This is a genomic window from Bacteroidota bacterium (genome assembly GCA_016714535.1).
In the GTDB taxonomy this organism is placed as follows: domain Bacteria; phylum Bacteroidota; class Bacteroidia; order AKYH767-A; family OLB10; genus JADKFV01.
Genome location: JADKDR010000019.1, coordinates 25,922 through 42,051, shown reverse-complemented (window position 1 = coordinate 42,051; position 16,130 = coordinate 25,922). Strand labels below are relative to the sequence as shown.

20 protein-coding genes and 1 pseudogene are annotated in these 16,130 nt (G+C 37.4%); 10 read left to right on the top strand and 11 right to left on the bottom strand.

The annotated features are described in order from the left end of the window. The 9 genes from IPO27_18750 to IPO27_18710 form a co-directional block, all read right to left on the bottom strand. The gene (locus IPO27_18750) at positions 1–420 is read right to left on the bottom strand and encodes a hypothetical protein (GenBank protein ID MBK8848465.1); all 420 of its coding nucleotides are present in this window, start codon (positions 418–420) and stop codon (positions 1–3) included. A gap of 3 nt (positions 421–423) precedes the next feature. Then, positions 424–561, bottom strand: coding sequence for a hypothetical protein (locus tag IPO27_18745; protein ID MBK8848464.1), 138 nt, complete (start codon positions 559–561; stop codon positions 424–426). Positions 562–592: 31 nt separating this feature from the next. Next, on the bottom strand, positions 593–1,132 hold the full coding sequence (locus IPO27_18740) for a pirin family protein (protein ID MBK8848463.1): 540 nt from the start codon (positions 1,130–1,132) through the stop codon (positions 593–595). A 1-nt stretch (position 1,133) separates the two neighbouring features. Continuing rightward, positions 1,134–1,568: a (4Fe-4S)-binding protein gene (locus tag IPO27_18735; protein MBK8848462.1), complete on the bottom strand. Its 435-nt coding sequence runs from the start codon at positions 1,566–1,568 to the stop codon at positions 1,134–1,136. A 32-nt stretch (positions 1,569–1,600) separates the two neighbouring features. Further along, on the bottom strand, positions 1,601–1,966 hold the full coding sequence (locus IPO27_18730; GenBank protein MBK8848461.1) for an OsmC family protein: 366 nt from the start codon (positions 1,964–1,966) through the stop codon (positions 1,601–1,603). Next, on the bottom strand, positions 1,959–2,372 hold the full coding sequence (locus IPO27_18725) for a hypothetical protein (protein MBK8848460.1): 414 nt from the start codon (positions 2,370–2,372) through the stop codon (positions 1,959–1,961). The genes IPO27_18730 and IPO27_18725 overlap by 8 nt, the downstream gene beginning before the upstream one ends. 12 nt (positions 2,373–2,384) lie before the next feature. Continuing rightward, positions 2,385–2,831: a MarR family transcriptional regulator gene (locus IPO27_18720; GenBank protein MBK8848459.1), complete on the bottom strand. Its 447-nt coding sequence runs from the start codon at positions 2,829–2,831 to the stop codon at positions 2,385–2,387. A 429-nt stretch (positions 2,832–3,260) separates the two neighbouring features. Next, the gene (locus IPO27_18715) at positions 3,261–3,677 is read right to left on the bottom strand and encodes a ChaN family lipoprotein (GenBank protein ID MBK8848458.1); all 417 of its coding nucleotides are present in this window, start codon (positions 3,675–3,677) and stop codon (positions 3,261–3,263) included. A 33-nt stretch (positions 3,678–3,710) separates the two neighbouring features. After that, complete coding sequence (locus IPO27_18710; protein ID MBK8848457.1) at positions 3,711–4,100, bottom strand: ChaN family lipoprotein; 390 nt, start codon at positions 4,098–4,100, stop codon at positions 3,711–3,713. Positions 4,101–4,443: 343 nt separating this feature from the next. Here IPO27_18710 and IPO27_18705 point away from each other — a divergent pair, with 343 nt between their 5' ends. Both IPO27_18705 and IPO27_18700 read left to right on the top strand, forming a co-directional pair. Further along, positions 4,444–4,641: a hypothetical protein gene (locus tag IPO27_18705; protein ID MBK8848456.1), complete on the top strand. Its 198-nt coding sequence runs from the start codon at positions 4,444–4,446 to the stop codon at positions 4,639–4,641. 96 nt (positions 4,642–4,737) lie between these two features. Next, positions 4,738–5,016 carry a DUF559 domain-containing protein gene (locus IPO27_18700; GenBank protein MBK8848455.1) on the top strand — a complete coding sequence of 93 codons (279 nt, stop codon included), beginning with the start codon at positions 4,738–4,740 and terminating at the stop codon, positions 5,014–5,016. Positions 5,017–5,164: 148 nt separating this feature from the next. On the opposite strand, the pseudogene IPO27_18695 reads toward IPO27_18700, so the two are convergent. Together IPO27_18695 and IPO27_18690 are read right to left on the bottom strand one after the other, a co-directional pair. Then, a pseudogene (locus tag IPO27_18695) lies at positions 5,165–5,943 on the bottom strand (DUF3494 domain-containing protein). A gap of 697 nt (positions 5,944–6,640) precedes the next feature. Next, positions 6,641–6,883: a transposase gene (locus IPO27_18690; protein ID MBK8848454.1), complete on the bottom strand. Its 243-nt coding sequence runs from the start codon at positions 6,881–6,883 to the stop codon at positions 6,641–6,643. Between the two features lie 1,030 nt (positions 6,884–7,913). On the opposite strand from IPO27_18690, the gene IPO27_18685 reads away from it, so the two are divergent. The 8 genes from IPO27_18685 to IPO27_18650 all read left to right on the top strand — a co-directional run bounded on the left by IPO27_18685 (position 7,914) and on the right by IPO27_18650 (position 16,111). Beyond that, positions 7,914–8,297, top strand: coding sequence for a hypothetical protein (locus tag IPO27_18685; GenBank protein ID MBK8848453.1), 384 nt, complete (start codon positions 7,914–7,916; stop codon positions 8,295–8,297). Further along, positions 8,285–8,608 carry a hypothetical protein gene (locus IPO27_18680; protein MBK8848452.1) on the top strand — a complete coding sequence of 108 codons (324 nt, stop codon included), beginning with the start codon at positions 8,285–8,287 and terminating at the stop codon, positions 8,606–8,608. Before IPO27_18685 ends, IPO27_18680 begins: the two co-directional genes overlap by 13 nt. Before the next feature lie 107 nt (positions 8,609–8,715). Beyond that, entirely contained in the window at positions 8,716–9,561 is an 846-nt protein-coding gene (fabD, locus tag IPO27_18675) for an ACP S-malonyltransferase (GenBank protein ID MBK8848451.1), read from the top strand. A gap of 85 nt (positions 9,562–9,646) precedes the next feature. Continuing rightward, positions 9,647–10,153 carry an HAD hydrolase family protein gene (locus IPO27_18670; GenBank protein ID MBK8848450.1) on the top strand — a complete coding sequence of 169 codons (507 nt, stop codon included), beginning with the start codon at positions 9,647–9,649 and terminating at the stop codon, positions 10,151–10,153. Further along, positions 10,153–11,073, top strand: coding sequence for a UbiA family prenyltransferase (locus IPO27_18665; GenBank protein MBK8848449.1), 921 nt, complete (start codon positions 10,153–10,155; stop codon positions 11,071–11,073). The genes IPO27_18670 and IPO27_18665 overlap by 1 nt, the downstream gene beginning before the upstream one ends. A gap of 6 nt (positions 11,074–11,079) precedes the next feature. Further along, the gene (gene maf, locus IPO27_18660) at positions 11,080–11,667 is read left to right on the top strand and encodes a septum formation protein Maf (protein MBK8848448.1); all 588 of its coding nucleotides are present in this window, start codon (positions 11,080–11,082) and stop codon (positions 11,665–11,667) included. 23 nt (positions 11,668–11,690) lie between these two features. Then, on the top strand, positions 11,691–12,554 hold the full coding sequence (locus IPO27_18655) for an EamA family transporter (protein ID MBK8848447.1): 864 nt from the start codon (positions 11,691–11,693) through the stop codon (positions 12,552–12,554). 173 nt (positions 12,555–12,727) lie between these two features. Then, complete coding sequence (locus tag IPO27_18650) at positions 12,728–16,111, top strand: PAS domain S-box protein (GenBank protein ID MBK8848446.1); 3,384 nt, start codon at positions 12,728–12,730, stop codon at positions 16,109–16,111. Positions 16,112–16,130 lie beyond the last annotated feature (19 nt).

The window sequence follows — 16,130 nt, the reverse complement described above, 5'->3', positions numbered from 1 at the left end:
TTAGATTCCTAATTTCTTTTTAATATCTTTTAGCACCTCAGCATTATCATAAGGATATTGATAACCGGGTTCGGTAGTTGCAACCCCTGGAAAATGTTTCTTTAAGTATGTTCTGATTCTGATTCTTTGTTCTTCAGAATATCTGCCGCCAATTAAAACCAAATCAACTTTTTTTAACGTGCTCAACTCTTGTAATCCTTGTTCTTCACTAAAGTTGCCAATAGCCGTTACTGTTTTAAGGCTGTCTCTAATCATAGAAACAACTTCATTCATTCTGTCGGGACTACCGCCAAACAAAACCATTACGGGTGCATTTTCTTGCGGTGCTTTATATTCTTTAATAAGTGTCATATTGCTTTTGTTTTGCGCAATGGAGTTCATGCTGATTGAAATTAAAAAAATTATTAAGGCTGTTCTCATAGCTTATATTTTTATTCCTCGCTGCATTGGGGCTTCTGCAAATATTAACTCGGCATCTTCAAGAGATTGGATTGAAAAATTATCTGTATCATAAATTCCAATGGCATCACCGGAAGAAAGTTTCGTACCATCAATTTCAATTGAACCTGTTGCACAATGAACATAAACTCCATTACCTTTTTAAATTCATTTGATAATTAACCGATTTTTCTTTCTCCAATCTTGAAACACTAAAGAATGCATCCTGATTTATGAGTCCTGTTTCATTTCTACCATCAGGTGAAAGTGCAAGAAGAACTTTGTTTAGTTTGTCATCAGTTTGATAACTAAATTTTCCATGTTGCGGTTTTACGTTTTCAATTTTTGGATAAACCCAAATTTGAAAGCTGTGAAATGATTCTGTTTTGGATGCATTAAATTCACTATGCATAATGCCCGTTCCGGCACTCATCGTTTGAACACAATTTTCAATGATTATACCTTCGCTACCCGTATTGTCTTTATGTGCTTGTGAACCAGAAATTAAGATAGTACTTACCTCCATGTTTTGATGTGGATGCATACCAAAGCCTTGTCCGGCTTCAACCACATCATCAGCAAAGCCACATAACTCACCAAAGTTGGTTTGATAGGGAACAAAAGCATAGGCGCTTTTTTTCCATGCATCCTGCTTGTGAAGGCGGTCTAAATTGCCTCTAAATAAATAATGCATTTTATCCTACAAAATCTATTTTTCTGTGTGCACCGTCACAATAAGGTTTGTTAGTTGATGCCCCACATCTACAAAATGCGGTCACTTTGTTTTTCTGTGTTGTATTGCCTTCTGCATCTTTCACAGTAATATTACCGTAAACTAATAAGGGGCCATTGGGAGCAATTTCAACTATGCTCTCCGCTGTGATTTCGGTATTTTTTTGTTCTTCGTTATTCATATAATAAGATAAAGCGCCACTCGGGCATTGTTTAATTTGTTCAATAATTCTATTCGTTGCTGCGCCTTCGGGTTTTATCCATGGTTTCTCTCCAGGATTAAAAACCTGAGGTAATGCATTTTCGCCCCGCCAACAAATAGCTGAGTGAATGCATACGTTTGGTTGCCACACAATGGTTACCTCTCCATTGGTATATTTTTTTGTTATTTCTCTCATTCTATCTATGTATTTATTGTGATTGGATTACTTTACACTTTATGTACAAAACATTTTTCTGCTATAATATATAACCGCTTCTTTTCTGCTTCTGATAAATCTCCGGTAAGTTTTATTTTTCTCTGAATGGTTGATTTATTTAATTCATTATTAAATGAAAAGTCGACTTCTGCTTCAACATCTTCAAGCTTCCATTTTTTTCTATCCGCATACATTCGCAAAGTGATACAAGTGCAGGAGGCAAGGGCAGATGCTAATAATTCTTCGGGAGAAAAGCCTTCATCATGGCCGCCATTATTTTCAGGCTCATCAGCAAACAATTCATTTGATGATGAACGTATAACAGTTTTATAATGTACCCCACTATTTTTAGCTATAACCTTTGCCATGTTAAGCATTACTTTTTTTACTTCTGTTAATAAAATACAATAGCACAAGTGGCACTACAAAATGCATTGAATCAAGAGCCAGTGCAAACTTAGTAGTTACATTTGGGATGGACATAAACGGACTTGCTAAAGACAAAAGCATCAGTACAATAGAAAGAATACTGAAAATTCTGAATCCATTTTGCGTGTATTTCTCAAGTAAAAAAAGCACAAGTGCAGCAACCAGAGTAGGAGCAATACTTGAAATAAGAACTGGTACCACAGTAAGTGGTTGATTCGGTTGAACAAAAATATCATCCGTTATCCATCCTATCGCTTTAAAAATATAAAACAGAATAGAATTGATAATTGCAGAAACTGCAGCAGCTGTTACAGCAGCCATCATTACTTGTTTAATGTTTAGTTTGTTTGTCATGCTGATTTGTCTTTATTTTTGATTTGTTTTTAAATTTTCAATGGTTTTATTAAGCACCTTCATACAAACTTCTAAGTCGCTTTTGCTGATGCCTTTTAATGAGTCATCAATAGCTGCCTGACCACATGCCATGGCATCGTTTTCAATGGCTTTTCCTTTTTTTGTCAAATGAATTTTAAATATTCTGCGGTCGCTTTCATGGTCTGTTCTTTCTACTATACCCTCTCTTTCAAGAATGTCGATAATGCGTGTAATATTGGCCCTATCACGATGGCTACCTGCTGCTAATACTTGTTGCGAACATCCGTCATGCTGCCACAAATGTGTAAGCACACGGAATTGGTCTGGTGTAATAGGAAGATTTTTCTCTTTCATATGTTTAGCCAATTGCCTGAACACATATGTATATGCTACTCCCAATGTTCGTCCGTACGACTTATCAATTTTTACCTTATTCATGTGCAATTGTTAAATACGCAACAAAAATAGAAATAATTATTTAGTAGACGATATTTATTTAAAAATATTTTTTTGAAGAGTTATTTCGTTGTGTGCAGCAATAATATAAAACTAATTTTCCGGATTTGTCCATGGTTCGCGTTCTCGCGAAACATCCTGCTTTGTATATCAGCAACCTTGCATTGCAACAACACAGCAAGAAAATATTTTCTTCATAGTTCGCGAGGCCGCGAACCGGGGACACAATATAATGGCAAACTAAGCCGGTGACGCTGAACACCTTTTTGAGGTAGTAGGGGGTAGGCCTGTTAGACATAAGCCCCACGTTTGCAAAGTTACTGAGGTGCTTTCGTCTATGTCGCTAAATGTTACCAGATGCTCTTCTTTAACAGGCAAAACAATCTTGTTATGTGTAATCAATGTTGCTTTCTATTCTTTGTAAGTCTTTGGAACAGCAGGGTCTGTGATGATAATGTAGTCGCCAAGGTGTTTATGCTTGTTCCAGTCAATGTTTGGAAATGACTCATCTGTCCCTGTTGAAATGATGAGTGATGTTACTTTTGGACTGTATTTTTTTAGTTGTGTTACAATTGCAAATCCTTCATCACTGTGAAAGCGACCGTTAACATGCAGCACTTTTTTTTCTTTATTCTTTTTCAGGTATTGTGATATGGAATACGCCATAGTTTCATCCCAAAGCGATTGTCCCATTATCAAATTAAATCCTCCCATAGGCATTATTGGTGGCATTTTTTTTACCGATGTGTCGGTACTTGGAGTTGCATCATGCGAAGTTAGCGTCATAAGCTTTTCGTAATATTTTCCCGATGCTGTGTCATAAGGCAATGGGGCAAAATATTTTTTCGCATCGTCAGATAATTACCTCAATGCTGATTGTCCTTTCCTGCCGGCAAGATTAGTATAACGGCTTGGTGAATTAGCACAAACTATATCTAATTTATTGTTCCTGGCAAACTCAACCATAGGTCTATAATCTTTATAATTGCTCCATGCTCTTGCATCTTTTGTAAAATTTTTCTCTCGAATGCTTCCGTTAAGATATTCATTCATTACTGTCTGCACATCTCTGTCAAACATTTCCATCGAAAGTGTAGTCTGATTGGAAAATTTCTGATGGAGCATGTCAAGCATTTTGTTTTCAAGATAATGAGCAACGGAGTCATTGTGTTCTTCGCCAAAGAAAAGAACATTGTAATTTTTCATTTCCTCGGCAATGTCATTAAGTGTAACTTCTTTGTTAAGTTTCACAGAATAAATACGATAGTGCTTTTCCGTAATTTGTCCGAAAGATTGAAAACTGCTAATAGAAAAGTAACAGATTAAAAGAGATTTAAAATAATTCATTGCTTTTGATTTGATTTGTTTAAGTGTCATATGTTTTCTTAATTGATTCATATTGCTTTATGCCATTGTTTAGAGTTTCCGTTAACGCCAGCCTCACTTCTTTGGGGTTGACGAGTTGTGAAAAAGCCACATTGCCTAAAGCTACGCTTTAATAATATGTGGTAAAAATATAAATTGCAACGAAACCAATGACATAGGTTAGCAAAAAGAAAAAAAATATGCATAACATGCAGGCTGTGTTAGTAAAATGGAGTTAGCAAGTATAGATTGCAATATTGTAGCAGAAAATGTTGTGCGCTTTATTGATGCTTTTGTCCATGGTTCGTGTCCTCGCAAAACATCCTGCGTCCTATATCAATATCCTTGCATTGAAAACACATCAAGAAAAAATTTTATTCATAGTTCGCGGGAACGCGAACCGGGGACACAAGAAAACGAAGATTGAGAAAAATATTTTAGGGGGTATTTTCCAGCTATATTTTTCCAGCTATGAATTCCGATTATAACAAAAATTATTTAAAGGCCTTTTGCAAATCTCCGAATCAATGGCAAAAGTGCCGAAGCCTTTCTGTGGAACTATTTGAAAAATAAAATACTGGAGGGCGGTGAATTCAGAAAACAATTTTCCAATGACCATTTTATACTTTGCTTTTTCTGTGCTTCAGTAAAAATTGCAATTAAGCTTAATGGCCAATCTCATTGTGATATGCAAGGAGTGTTGAATGATGAAAAAAGAGACTCAAAACTCACTCAACCCGGGATTACTGTTTTGAGATTTGGAAACAAAGCGACTCAATGCACCGGGTGGCTTTTAAAATGAAAATGTTTTTTCACACCTAAAACAAAAAAGTATGAAATGAAAAATTCCATTTACAATTGTCACACCCTTTTATCGTTTTTAGATTAATAAAAAAGGCCATCTGCATTTTGCAGACAGCCTTTCTTAAGGTTATGCATCTGTAATTTATTTATGGTTTTACAACCGTATTCATTTGAAGCGTAACCGCTGTTTGTGCTAATAGTCGTCCATTTATGGATGCGCCTGTCTTCATATTAATACCGGTTTTACTAAGTATGTTTCCTTCAAAATGACTGCCTGTGCCCAATGTAACGGCACCGGTAGTCTGCCAGAAGATATTTTTTGCAGTGGCCCCTCCGGTCAGGGTTATATTCACCGCTGAACTCATCTTGAGTGTTCCCGATACCTGGAAAATCCAAACATCTTTAGGACCGCCCGAAATGGTGATGTTCGTAGGTATATTTAATGCAGTCGTCCATTTATAAAGGCCGGGGTTGAGTGTTAATCCTCCAATATTGCCTGCGCCCAGATTGAGAAAGTCAGGATTAGAACGCGCGGCTGCATCGGTATATGCAGTTTGCATATCACTTACGGCTGTGGTCAATTTGCTGGGGCAGTCAACCTGCATGGGAGAGGACCTGCCGCATCGACAGAAAAAATTTTTCCCGTCACCTCGGTGCACGTTAAATGAATAGCGGCACCGGTAATAGGGCTTGCACCTATGTTTCCGGTAACTGCAGACGGATACACATCCGTAATCCCTGTTTTAGAAAGAATGGCAAAATTTCCCGCAACCCCAAGATATACTCTCACAGGACCTACCCTAAGGGCATCGGACAATTCTGTTGAAGCCATTCCACTCACTACAATAGCTTCATCCTTTTTGCAACCTCCCATTAATACAACCATCAGCATTGCTGCAATAGGTAACACGTTTTTAATTCTCATTTTATTTGACCTTTATTTGTAACTACATTATTACGTTGCAAAGATGTGAGCAATAATTCCCGAAAGCGTTATACATCTAATTAAAAGAGTTATGTAATTCACACGTTTTGTGTGCGATAATGTACTAATAACAGACGACAATTACTAATGCCTGATTGTGTGCATGACTTATCTTACTGATAATTATTATGGCATAGAAAATATTTGATGTGTGCTGACTCTGGCACTTCAAATATCATTAACAAAACAAAGTCAACCAACATGAATGATTACGAACCTTTTTAAATTTAATCTAATTGTTTGCTTCCTGCAAATTTACGTTTATAAATGTGGCTATTTTTCATCATGGTGCTTATGTTATTGTCTTCAAAATACACTTTATTAAATAAAAAATTTGTTTAGAATAAATTCAAAACATGAATTTCAAACATTTGTCTAATTTAGTATATGCATTCGAAAAAGCAGTTCGTGTTTAAGCGGAAATTAAAAATTACTTTAAATACAGCCTCTGAAAATTTTTCAAATTTACGTCCCCCATGCAGGCGGACAGCTTATGCAACAGTAACCTTCCAATAACATAAAAATATTTCTCGTGTCATTAACATACTCTCGCGTCAGCAACTGTCCCCCAGACAGGGGCAGGGCTGTTTCATTCTAAAATCAACTGTGCTTGTTGCTTGATTTTACCAGCGTTTTGTCAGGTTGCCTTCTTTATTGTGGTTTCAAAATTTATGCGAAAAACGTTGATGACTAAATTTGTAACTAATGACATGATCTCTGGTGCATTGCCGCTATTAATTTTTGATCCATCTTCTTTGAAGGTAACATCTTTTAAATAATGAAGCGAGTTTTCGATTCCCCAGTGGGCTCTTATGCCAAGCGCATATTGTTTAGCGTGTAAAATTATGCTGCCCAGATACAATGATTCGTTAGTGGACATTTTTCCCTTTCGTTTCCTTCGTCTTGCAAAACGTATATAATCATTTTGGCTCCTTCCCAACTTTGCTTTAGGTTATCATTCACAAGATATGTTTTTATGATTCTTGTTTCCTTTCTGCCTCTGTTCTTTTCTGATTTGCTAAATGTACTTTGAGCTTTATGATGGCGTCTAATATGCTGCGCTTGTTCTAATAATTTTGACTGATTCTTTTTATTTTTAATACATAGTCATTTTTAGATTTGATGATTTGGCTTGCAGTTTTTTTGACAATGAATGGCATCAGCCGTAATGATTAGACCACTTATAGCAATTTCTTGTATCAACTTTTGAAAGGTCTGTATTTCACTTTGTTTTTTGTTATTAATTGTTTCCTCTGCGATTGTTATTCCAATGCGACTTACCCAAAGGCTTACTATTGAAACAAATTTTTGATACTTGTTATCGCAGTTTGTAACAGTACCCTTAATACCCTTACCATCCGCATGCGCCCCCTCCCTTTTTTTAATTTAACTTGTGACCTTATCCATCGGTTGAATATGCTCGAAACAATGTTAAAATGAGTGTGTTGCATAACTCGTCTAATGGAAGAATAAGATGGTAATCCATGTGTTGGCGATTTTAAAACGGATTCCAATTCCGTTTTAAATCGAATCATAAAATCCTCCATCCTCGATAACCTATGTACCCATTCATAGTTGAAAGAATAACGATAACATAAATATTTTCAAACGAGTGTCGTGTACCTTGCTTTCTCCCTTTTCTTTGACTTTTGAAAGCAGCGCAGTAAGAGAATGTGTCTTTTTCATTGCCTTGAATTTGACTTTAATCTTACTGCCGCTTTTGTTTGAAACATCAGCCTGTCAAGCTTTTTTATCAATACTTCATTGTGTATAATTTAGAATGAAACAGCCCTGCCCACAGGGGGACTTGCCTATTCTCGACTTGGATTTCGGTAATAGGAGATTCTAATTTAAGAATTAAATTTGTACTTTAAGAAAATGCCAGCACTGCCAGTTTAGGTTCGGGTCATGTGTTACAACTAGCTGTAATTGAACGTGAAATAACCTACAGCACAGCACCTGGCTCCAATGGAGAAAAAGTTTTCCATGATGTGTTACGTGCACAATTTCCTTTAAATAATAATTATACAAGACAGATAATTACATTACCTGCTGCAGGTGCTTACAGTTCCTTTAATTTTACTTATACCCTTAACAATGCCTGGGAAGCTTCACAAATTGAAGAGATAGCACATGTAGAAAAATCATCTACACTAGAGATTTTAAACAGTGGATCTTCATTTGATTGCCCTATCAATACAGTTATCACCGCGGCTAAAAAACAATATGTCAGGGTCAAACTGCTATTTTGCAAACCAATCCAGGCAATGGAAATACATAAATGTGTAAAATAGATGGGATCGTAATTCCAAATTCTAATAACCCAAGTGATAGTGCAACTGCGTCAGGCAACTACACTGTTGAAATTAGTAATAGCAATTGCACGGCCTTTTCGGCACCAACTACTGTTACAGTAAATGCAATACCTTCACCTGTTACGCTATCACAATCCGGTACTATTACTATTTGCGGTGGCAGTAACTTCAACATTTCGGTAACTAATCCCCAAGGCACCAACGATTACCAATGGTATCGCAATGGCACAGTTGAAGACTTTGGCAGCGTGCACTATAGGGACTGCCATGAGATAAAACCCATGGAGTAATGCCCCATGAATAAATAGCAAGTTTTTAAAACATTACTCAATATTATTTACTATTGCGCAACAAAATCAAAAATAAGTATTTGTGAAGGCATTTGTATTTCCCGGACATGGGATCTCAGTTTGCAGGCATGGGCAAAGAATTATATGAAAGCAATGCACTAGCAAAAGAAATGTTTGAGCAAGGTAATGAACTGTTAGGATTCAGAATTACTGATATTATGTTTACCGGCAGCGATGAAGAACTACGACAAACTAAAGTTACACAGCCATCCATATTTTTACACTCGGTAATTGCTGCTCGCGTATTAGGTAGCGACTTCAATCCGGATATGGTTGCGGGGCATTCGCTGGGAGAATTTTCGGCACTTGTAGCAAACAAGGCATTAAGTTTTGAAAGCGGCACCAAACTGGTGCTTGAACGCGCGCTTGCTATGCAGGCTGCATGCGAACAAATACCCGGCACAATGGCAGCAATTCTTGGTCTTGACGATGCAGTGGTCGAGTCCATTTGCCAAGAAATAGATGGCATCGTAGTGTGTGCAAACTACAACTGCCCGGGGCAGTTGGTAATATCGGGAAGCATTACAGCTATAGACGAAGCATGCACACGCATGAGTGCTGCCGGTGCCAAACGTGCCTTAAAACTTGTAGTGGGTGGCGCCTTTCATTCACCTTTGATGGAACCTGCACGTGCACGCCTTGCAGCTGCAATTGATGCTACTGAATTTTCTACCCCTGTATGCCCCGTATATCAAAATGTAAATGGAAAGCCGCATACAGATGCGACTGAAATAAAAGCAAACCTAGTGGCACAACTTACCGCACCGGTTAGATGGACACAAAGTGTTCAGCAAATGATTGCTGATGGTGCTACTTCCTTTACCGAAACAGGCCCGGGCAAAGTATTGCAAGGTTTGATTAAAAAAATTGATAAAAATGCGGCAATCGTATAAAATGGCTTTTGCTAAAATGAAATTGATCATGTTTGGCTGAATATAATTTTTATATTAATCACAAACTTATTACCCACTATGATGGTTGACTATGAAAAATTTTAAATCACTTTTATCCAACATTACAACATTCGTATTTGATGTTGATGGAGTACTTACCAATGGGCAACTGCTTGTAACAGAAGAGGGCATGCTGCTTCGCAGCATGAACATCAAAGATGGCTATGCACTTCAACTTGCTATAAAAAAAGGCTATGAGGTAATTATTATTTCGGGCGCAAATGCACCCGGTGTTCCATTACGATTAAAAAATTTAGGTATCACAAAACTATTTTTCGGAGTACAAAATAAATTAAAAACTTTACAAAGCATAGTAACACCGTTACAAATAGAATCGCACCAAATTTTATGTATGGGCGATGACATGCCCGATATAGGTATGATGGAATGGTGCGGCATTGCTGCATGCCCGGCCGATGCGGTGGCGCAGGTAACTGAATTATGTATTTATCAATCGCAACTTGCAGGAGGTATGGGCTGCGTGCGCGATGTGATTGAACAAACCCTCCGCCTTCATAATAACTGGGAATAATGATCTACTTTCTCAGGCTTATACGCTACAAGAATGTATTAATGGCCGGCATAGCACAATTGCTGGTGCAATATTTTCTTATTAATCCATTCTTAAGCGCACATCAATTACCCGCTACTGCCACATGGATAGTGATTTGCTATGTGCTCTCTTGTGCATGCATGGGTGCAGCAGCCAATGTAATAAACGATATAACAGATGTAGCGTGCGACAACATTAATCATCCATCTAAAGTTATCATTAACAAACACATATCTGAAGACCGTGCTTTTAATTTTTATCTTACCCTAACAGCTACCGCAATCATTATTGGAAGCATACCGGCTGTGGTATACAGGTATTATGGCATCATGATTATGTTATTAATTATTGCTTTGTTGTTATACGCGTATTCATACCGATTAAAAGGAATTCCATTGCTAGGCAATTTAGTTGTTTCATCGGTTATTGCTCTTAGCATTTTTATACCAATGCTTTATAATCTGAATACCTTGTTGATAAGCGACCTGATGACTACCATAGGTATATTTACCTTATTTGCATTTCTGATTACACTAGTCCGAGAAATCGTAAAATGTTGCGAAGACTATGAGGGTGATAATGCAGCAAAAATAAACACCATTGCAGTTGCTTATGGATTAGTTGCTGTGCGCTGGCTGTCTTTGGTTTTATTACTCTGTGTATTGGGACTTATTGTGTATATCATATACTTACAAATAAAATTGGGCATCAACACTAAATCAGACTTTATTAATGTTGGTTATGAAATTTTGTTTTTAATAATTCCAATCCTGTTAGTTTGTATAAAACTAATAAAAGCGGTTTCGGCAAGCCATTATAAATTTCCTGCTGTATGGCTTAAGTACATTATGCTTGCAGGATTAGGGGCAATTGTTGTTTTTTATTTTACAGGAAAATAATTCATCATGTTGATTGAAAAATTAAAGAATTACAAAATAATCCTGGGCTCACAATCGCCCCGCAGAAAGGAAATACTAGCATCCATGCATATTCCCTTTTCGGTATTGGTAAGGGAAATTGATGAAACGATTGATGATAACATTCCTGCAAACGAAGCAGCCGAAGTTATTGCACGTAAAAAAATGGCCGCCTTTACTGATTTATTCTTACCCGATCACGTCATAATAACAGCTGATACGGTAGTTTGTCTTAACAATACCCTTATTGGTAAACCCAATGGTAAACCTCATGCATTAGAAATATTGAAAAGCCTTTCAGGCAACATGCATCTTGTTTATACCGGAGTTTGTATACGCTGTGGCAACCACGAAATTTCGTTTACAGATATCAGTAGTGTTTACTTTAAACCATTGACCGAAAGCGAAATTAATTTTTATATCGATACCTGTAAACCTTTTGATAAAGCCGGTGCATATGGTGTACAAGATTGGATTGGCAGTGTAGCTATAGAAAAAATTATTGGCAGTTATCATAACATAATGGGGCTACCTTCGTGCAGGGTGTATGATGCGCTTAAGCAAATTACTGTATGACCCCTGAAGTAAAAAGATCTTACTTGTACATTCACATTGCAATTTTCCTTTGGGGTTTTACAGGTATATTCGGTAAACTCATAACGCTTGATTATGGACAATTGGTGTGGTATCGCATGCTGCTAAGCAGCATGGGGATAGCCGCCTATATCTGGTTTACGAAGAAAAGTTTTTCGGTATCAAAAAAAGACTTTCTAAAACTAAGCGGCATTGGCAGCATTATAGCCTTGCACTGGGTTTTGTTTTATGCCGCCATAAAATTTTCGAATGCATCTGTAACGTTAAGCGTGTTTGCAAGCTTAAGTTTGTTTACAGCACTGCTTGAGCCTCTTATGACTGAAAAAAAATTCTCTTTGGTTGAAATCATACTAGGGGCCATTATTATTTTTGGAATATGGCTCATCACCAAGGCCCAGGAAATGTTTTTGACAGGAATCATAGTGGCACTTATAAGCACTTTTCTTGCTGCGCTTTTCAGCGTGCTTAATAAAAAAATCATCCCCCATATTCATCCTGAAACTGCCACCTTTTACGAGCTAAGCGGAGGCTTTTTGTTCCTATGCGTGCTCCTGCCATTTTACTTATTTGCGGGCAACTTTGTGCTTCAAATACCTGAAAGTATGGATATTTTTTACCTCTTCTTACTTGCCATTTTCTGCACGACCATTGCGTTTACACTATCTATGTATGCACTTCAGCATTTAAGCGTTTACATTATAAATCTGAGTTTAAATCTGGAACCGGTATATACCATCATACTTGCTATTTTTATATTGAAAGAAAACAAGGAGTTAAATGCAGAATTTTATCTTGGGGCTGCCTTAATACTTGTTACTGTCTTTGTCTATAGCATCTACCAGTATCGAGCAAGAAAATATGCGAAATAGGGTATATTGTTTCATTTTCATTAACCTCCAAATGAGCTTTCGGTGCATTGGCTTTAATATTTATTGCTTTGGCAATAAATTTGCGAAGGGCACTTAGAATATTATTATACTTGCAATGGTCTTACCCTATTCTTTCAGACCAATTTGTGAGTTTAATTGCTGTATATAAATTATTGAATAAGTTTTTATTTGCATGTGCATGCGCACTAGCATGTACACTTGTTACAGAGCAAGCGAGTGGCCAAAATATGGCCACATCCACCTATGGTATAAGTAGTGGGTTGCCAAGCAATCATATACTTAAGGTATTTCAAGATTCACATGGTAGGCTGTGGCTAGGCACTATGAATGGACTGGCCTATAATGATGGCAACGGTTTTCACATGTACCGGCAACATGCGCTACTATCTAACAATCCGGTAGCAGCAATAATAGAAGACAGGAACCAAAACCTTTGGTTTGGCACCACCCGTCAGGGTTTATGCAGGTTAACCGGAAATAAGATTTCTGTATTTAATACTGACAATGGCCTTAGCAGTGATAATATCACTAGCCTGGCAACTGACAAGAATGGGCATATCTGGATTGGTTGCGATGAAGGATTAAATAAATTCGATGGCAATAAATTTTCAACATTTACTCAAACCAATGGATTACCATCTAATAACATTTTATCGCTGTGCTACGATACATTAAAGAATCGTCTTCTAATAGGCACTTCCAATGGCTTGGTTTATCTGGAATCAGGAATTATCAAAAAGTTGAATCAGGAGCTATTAGATACTGTTGCAATTACTTCCTTTTTAGCCGAAAAAGATAAAATAACCTTTGGCAGCAACGGCAGAATTTACAGAATGGATGGCAACAGATTCGAAATTATTTACAATGAAGAAACGGAGCAATCCGATATAGAACGCAAACCGGCAAGCAGCATAATAAGAGGAAATGATGGAGCCCTTTGGGCTACATTTAATGGTTATGGATTAATACGGTTTCAGGCAGGCATGCGAAAAAATTATTCCACTGCAAATGGCTTGCCCAGCAATTATGCTCTATCCATGTGTAATGATCGTGAAGGAAATATATGGGTGGCTACACAGAACGGACTTGCAAAACTGCGCCATAACATCTTCAACATCATCACCACCACACAAGGGCTTACATCAAACAAGATTTTGGCAACCTATAAAGCTACCGATACAAGCATCTATGCTATCAGCTACAGCGGTGGAATTATGGAGGTAAGCGACAACGCAACAAAAGTGCTACTTGCCGAAAACAGTATTAAAAGCTCGCCATGGTGTGCCATGGCCGACAGCAGCAAATACATATACATTGGAGCTACCAATGGAGTATCCAGGTTTGATTTGAACACCGGCCAAATTGATTTTCCATTTGCAGGCATTTCGAGAAATGTGGTACATGCTATAGCAAAAGACCATGATAACGATTTGTACTTTGCTACAGATAAAGGAGTATTTATACAACAAAAAGACACATTAAAAAATATAAATTTTAAATCAGGGTTAAACGAAAATAAAACCCGAAAATTATTTTGCGACAGCAAGGGCACTATTTGGATTGGTACCATGCGGGGACTTTATTTTCTTGAAAACCGACAAGCCATAAACTTTAATAAGAAACTGAATCTGAATACAGGTCCCATCTCAGGTATAAATGAAACAAAAGATGGCAAATTGCTTATATCAACTTTTGATTTTGGCTTATACATTTATGATTTAACCAACTCGTCCACGCCAATACAGCACCTTAGAAATCTTGATGGTCTTAGCAGCAATCATATCAATTTTGCTATGGGCGACAACGAAAACAATATCTGGTTGTGCACCAACATGGGCATTGACAAATTATCAAAAAAAGCTTCGGATACAGAATATAGAATAGAATCATTTAACCGGAGCACAGGTTACGAAGGCTTTGAGAGTAACTACGCATGCGAAACCAACAATGGCAAAATATGGTTTGCAACCGACAATGGTATTATGCTCTATCGCAAAGGAATGACCGCAACACCTGTGCACGAGCCTATTTTATATATTGAAAAAATGGATCTTTTCCTAATGGATTTTGATTGGGAAGCAAATGGTTTTGCCTTGAACGAACAATCAGAAATTCCGAAAAATCCAAACCTAAAATACGATCAAAATCATGTAAGTTTTACATTTAAAGCAGTGTACTTTACCTCTCCTGACGATATACAGTATCAGTATCAACTGCAAGGACTTGATAAAGACTGGCTTCCGCTAACAAGAATTAATCTGGCATATTATCCTAACCTACCTCCGGGCGACTATGTATTTATGGTGCGCGCTACCACCAATGGCCGTACCTTTACCGAGCCACAAACGGTGGCCTTTTGCATTGTGCACCCATGGTGGCAAGCAGCTTGGGCATATGCGATTTATGCTGGCATTATTGGCGGCCTGGTGTACATGCTTTACTGGTGGCGAACACGAAGTTTGCTAAATGCCAAAAGGCAGCTTGCCCGAGTAGTTCAAGACCGAACTCGTGAATTGAAAAAATCAAATGCAGAACTTGAAAAACTTAGCCTTGTGGCTAAGGAAACTGAAAATGCCGTTTTAATATTTGACGAAGACCTTAACCTTGAATATGCCAATCAAGGATTTACACATCTCACCGGATTTTTGCCTGAAGAAATCATACAATTACGTGGTGCTAACATTAAACAACTTACCTATAATGAGAATATTGAGTCCATTTTAAGAGAAGCTATAGATGGCCAAAAATCGGTGGTTTATGAATCGCGCATCAGGCATAAAGAAGGAAGAATGGTTTGGGCCAGCACTACGCTTACACCAATCTTCGACCACAATACACATACCGAGTTACAAAAGGTAGTAGTAATTGATACAGATATAACCGAGCGCAAAACAATGGAAGACCGCTTAAAAGAAAATATAAAAGAAAGGGATCTTTTATTGCGCGAAATACATCACCGGGTAAAAAATAATCTTCAGATTATTATCAGCTTATTCAACCTGCAAAGCTACTATGTACAAGATGAAAACTCATCTAAAGTGTTGCAGGATGGACAACACCGCATAAAGTCGATGGCGCTAATTCATGAAAAGTTTTACCAAAGCGAAGGCTTATCTAAAATTGATTTTAAGGATTATATACAACGTCTTGCCGATAATTTATCTATCACATTTAATGCGCTTACTCCAAAACCAAAAATAACCATCAGTGGAGATAATAGCGCGTTGGATATTGATACAGCAGTGCCATGTGGGCTCATATTGAACGAAGTTCTTTCCAACTGTTTTAACCATGCCTTTAACAGCAATAGCATCAACCCCGAAATACAAATTAGTTTTAATCAAATCAGTCCAAGTAAATATAGCCTCGAAGTTAATGACAATGGAATAGGACTTCCCCCTTCTTTCTCGATAGAAACCAGTGAATCATTAGGTATGCAGCTTATTCAAGCCTTGTGCGAACAACTTGAAGGTAAAATCGAATTAGAATCGGCTAATGGAACTTCGTTTAAGATTGATTTTTCGAAAGTTAATTAAGCCAGGCTACTCCTTTTTT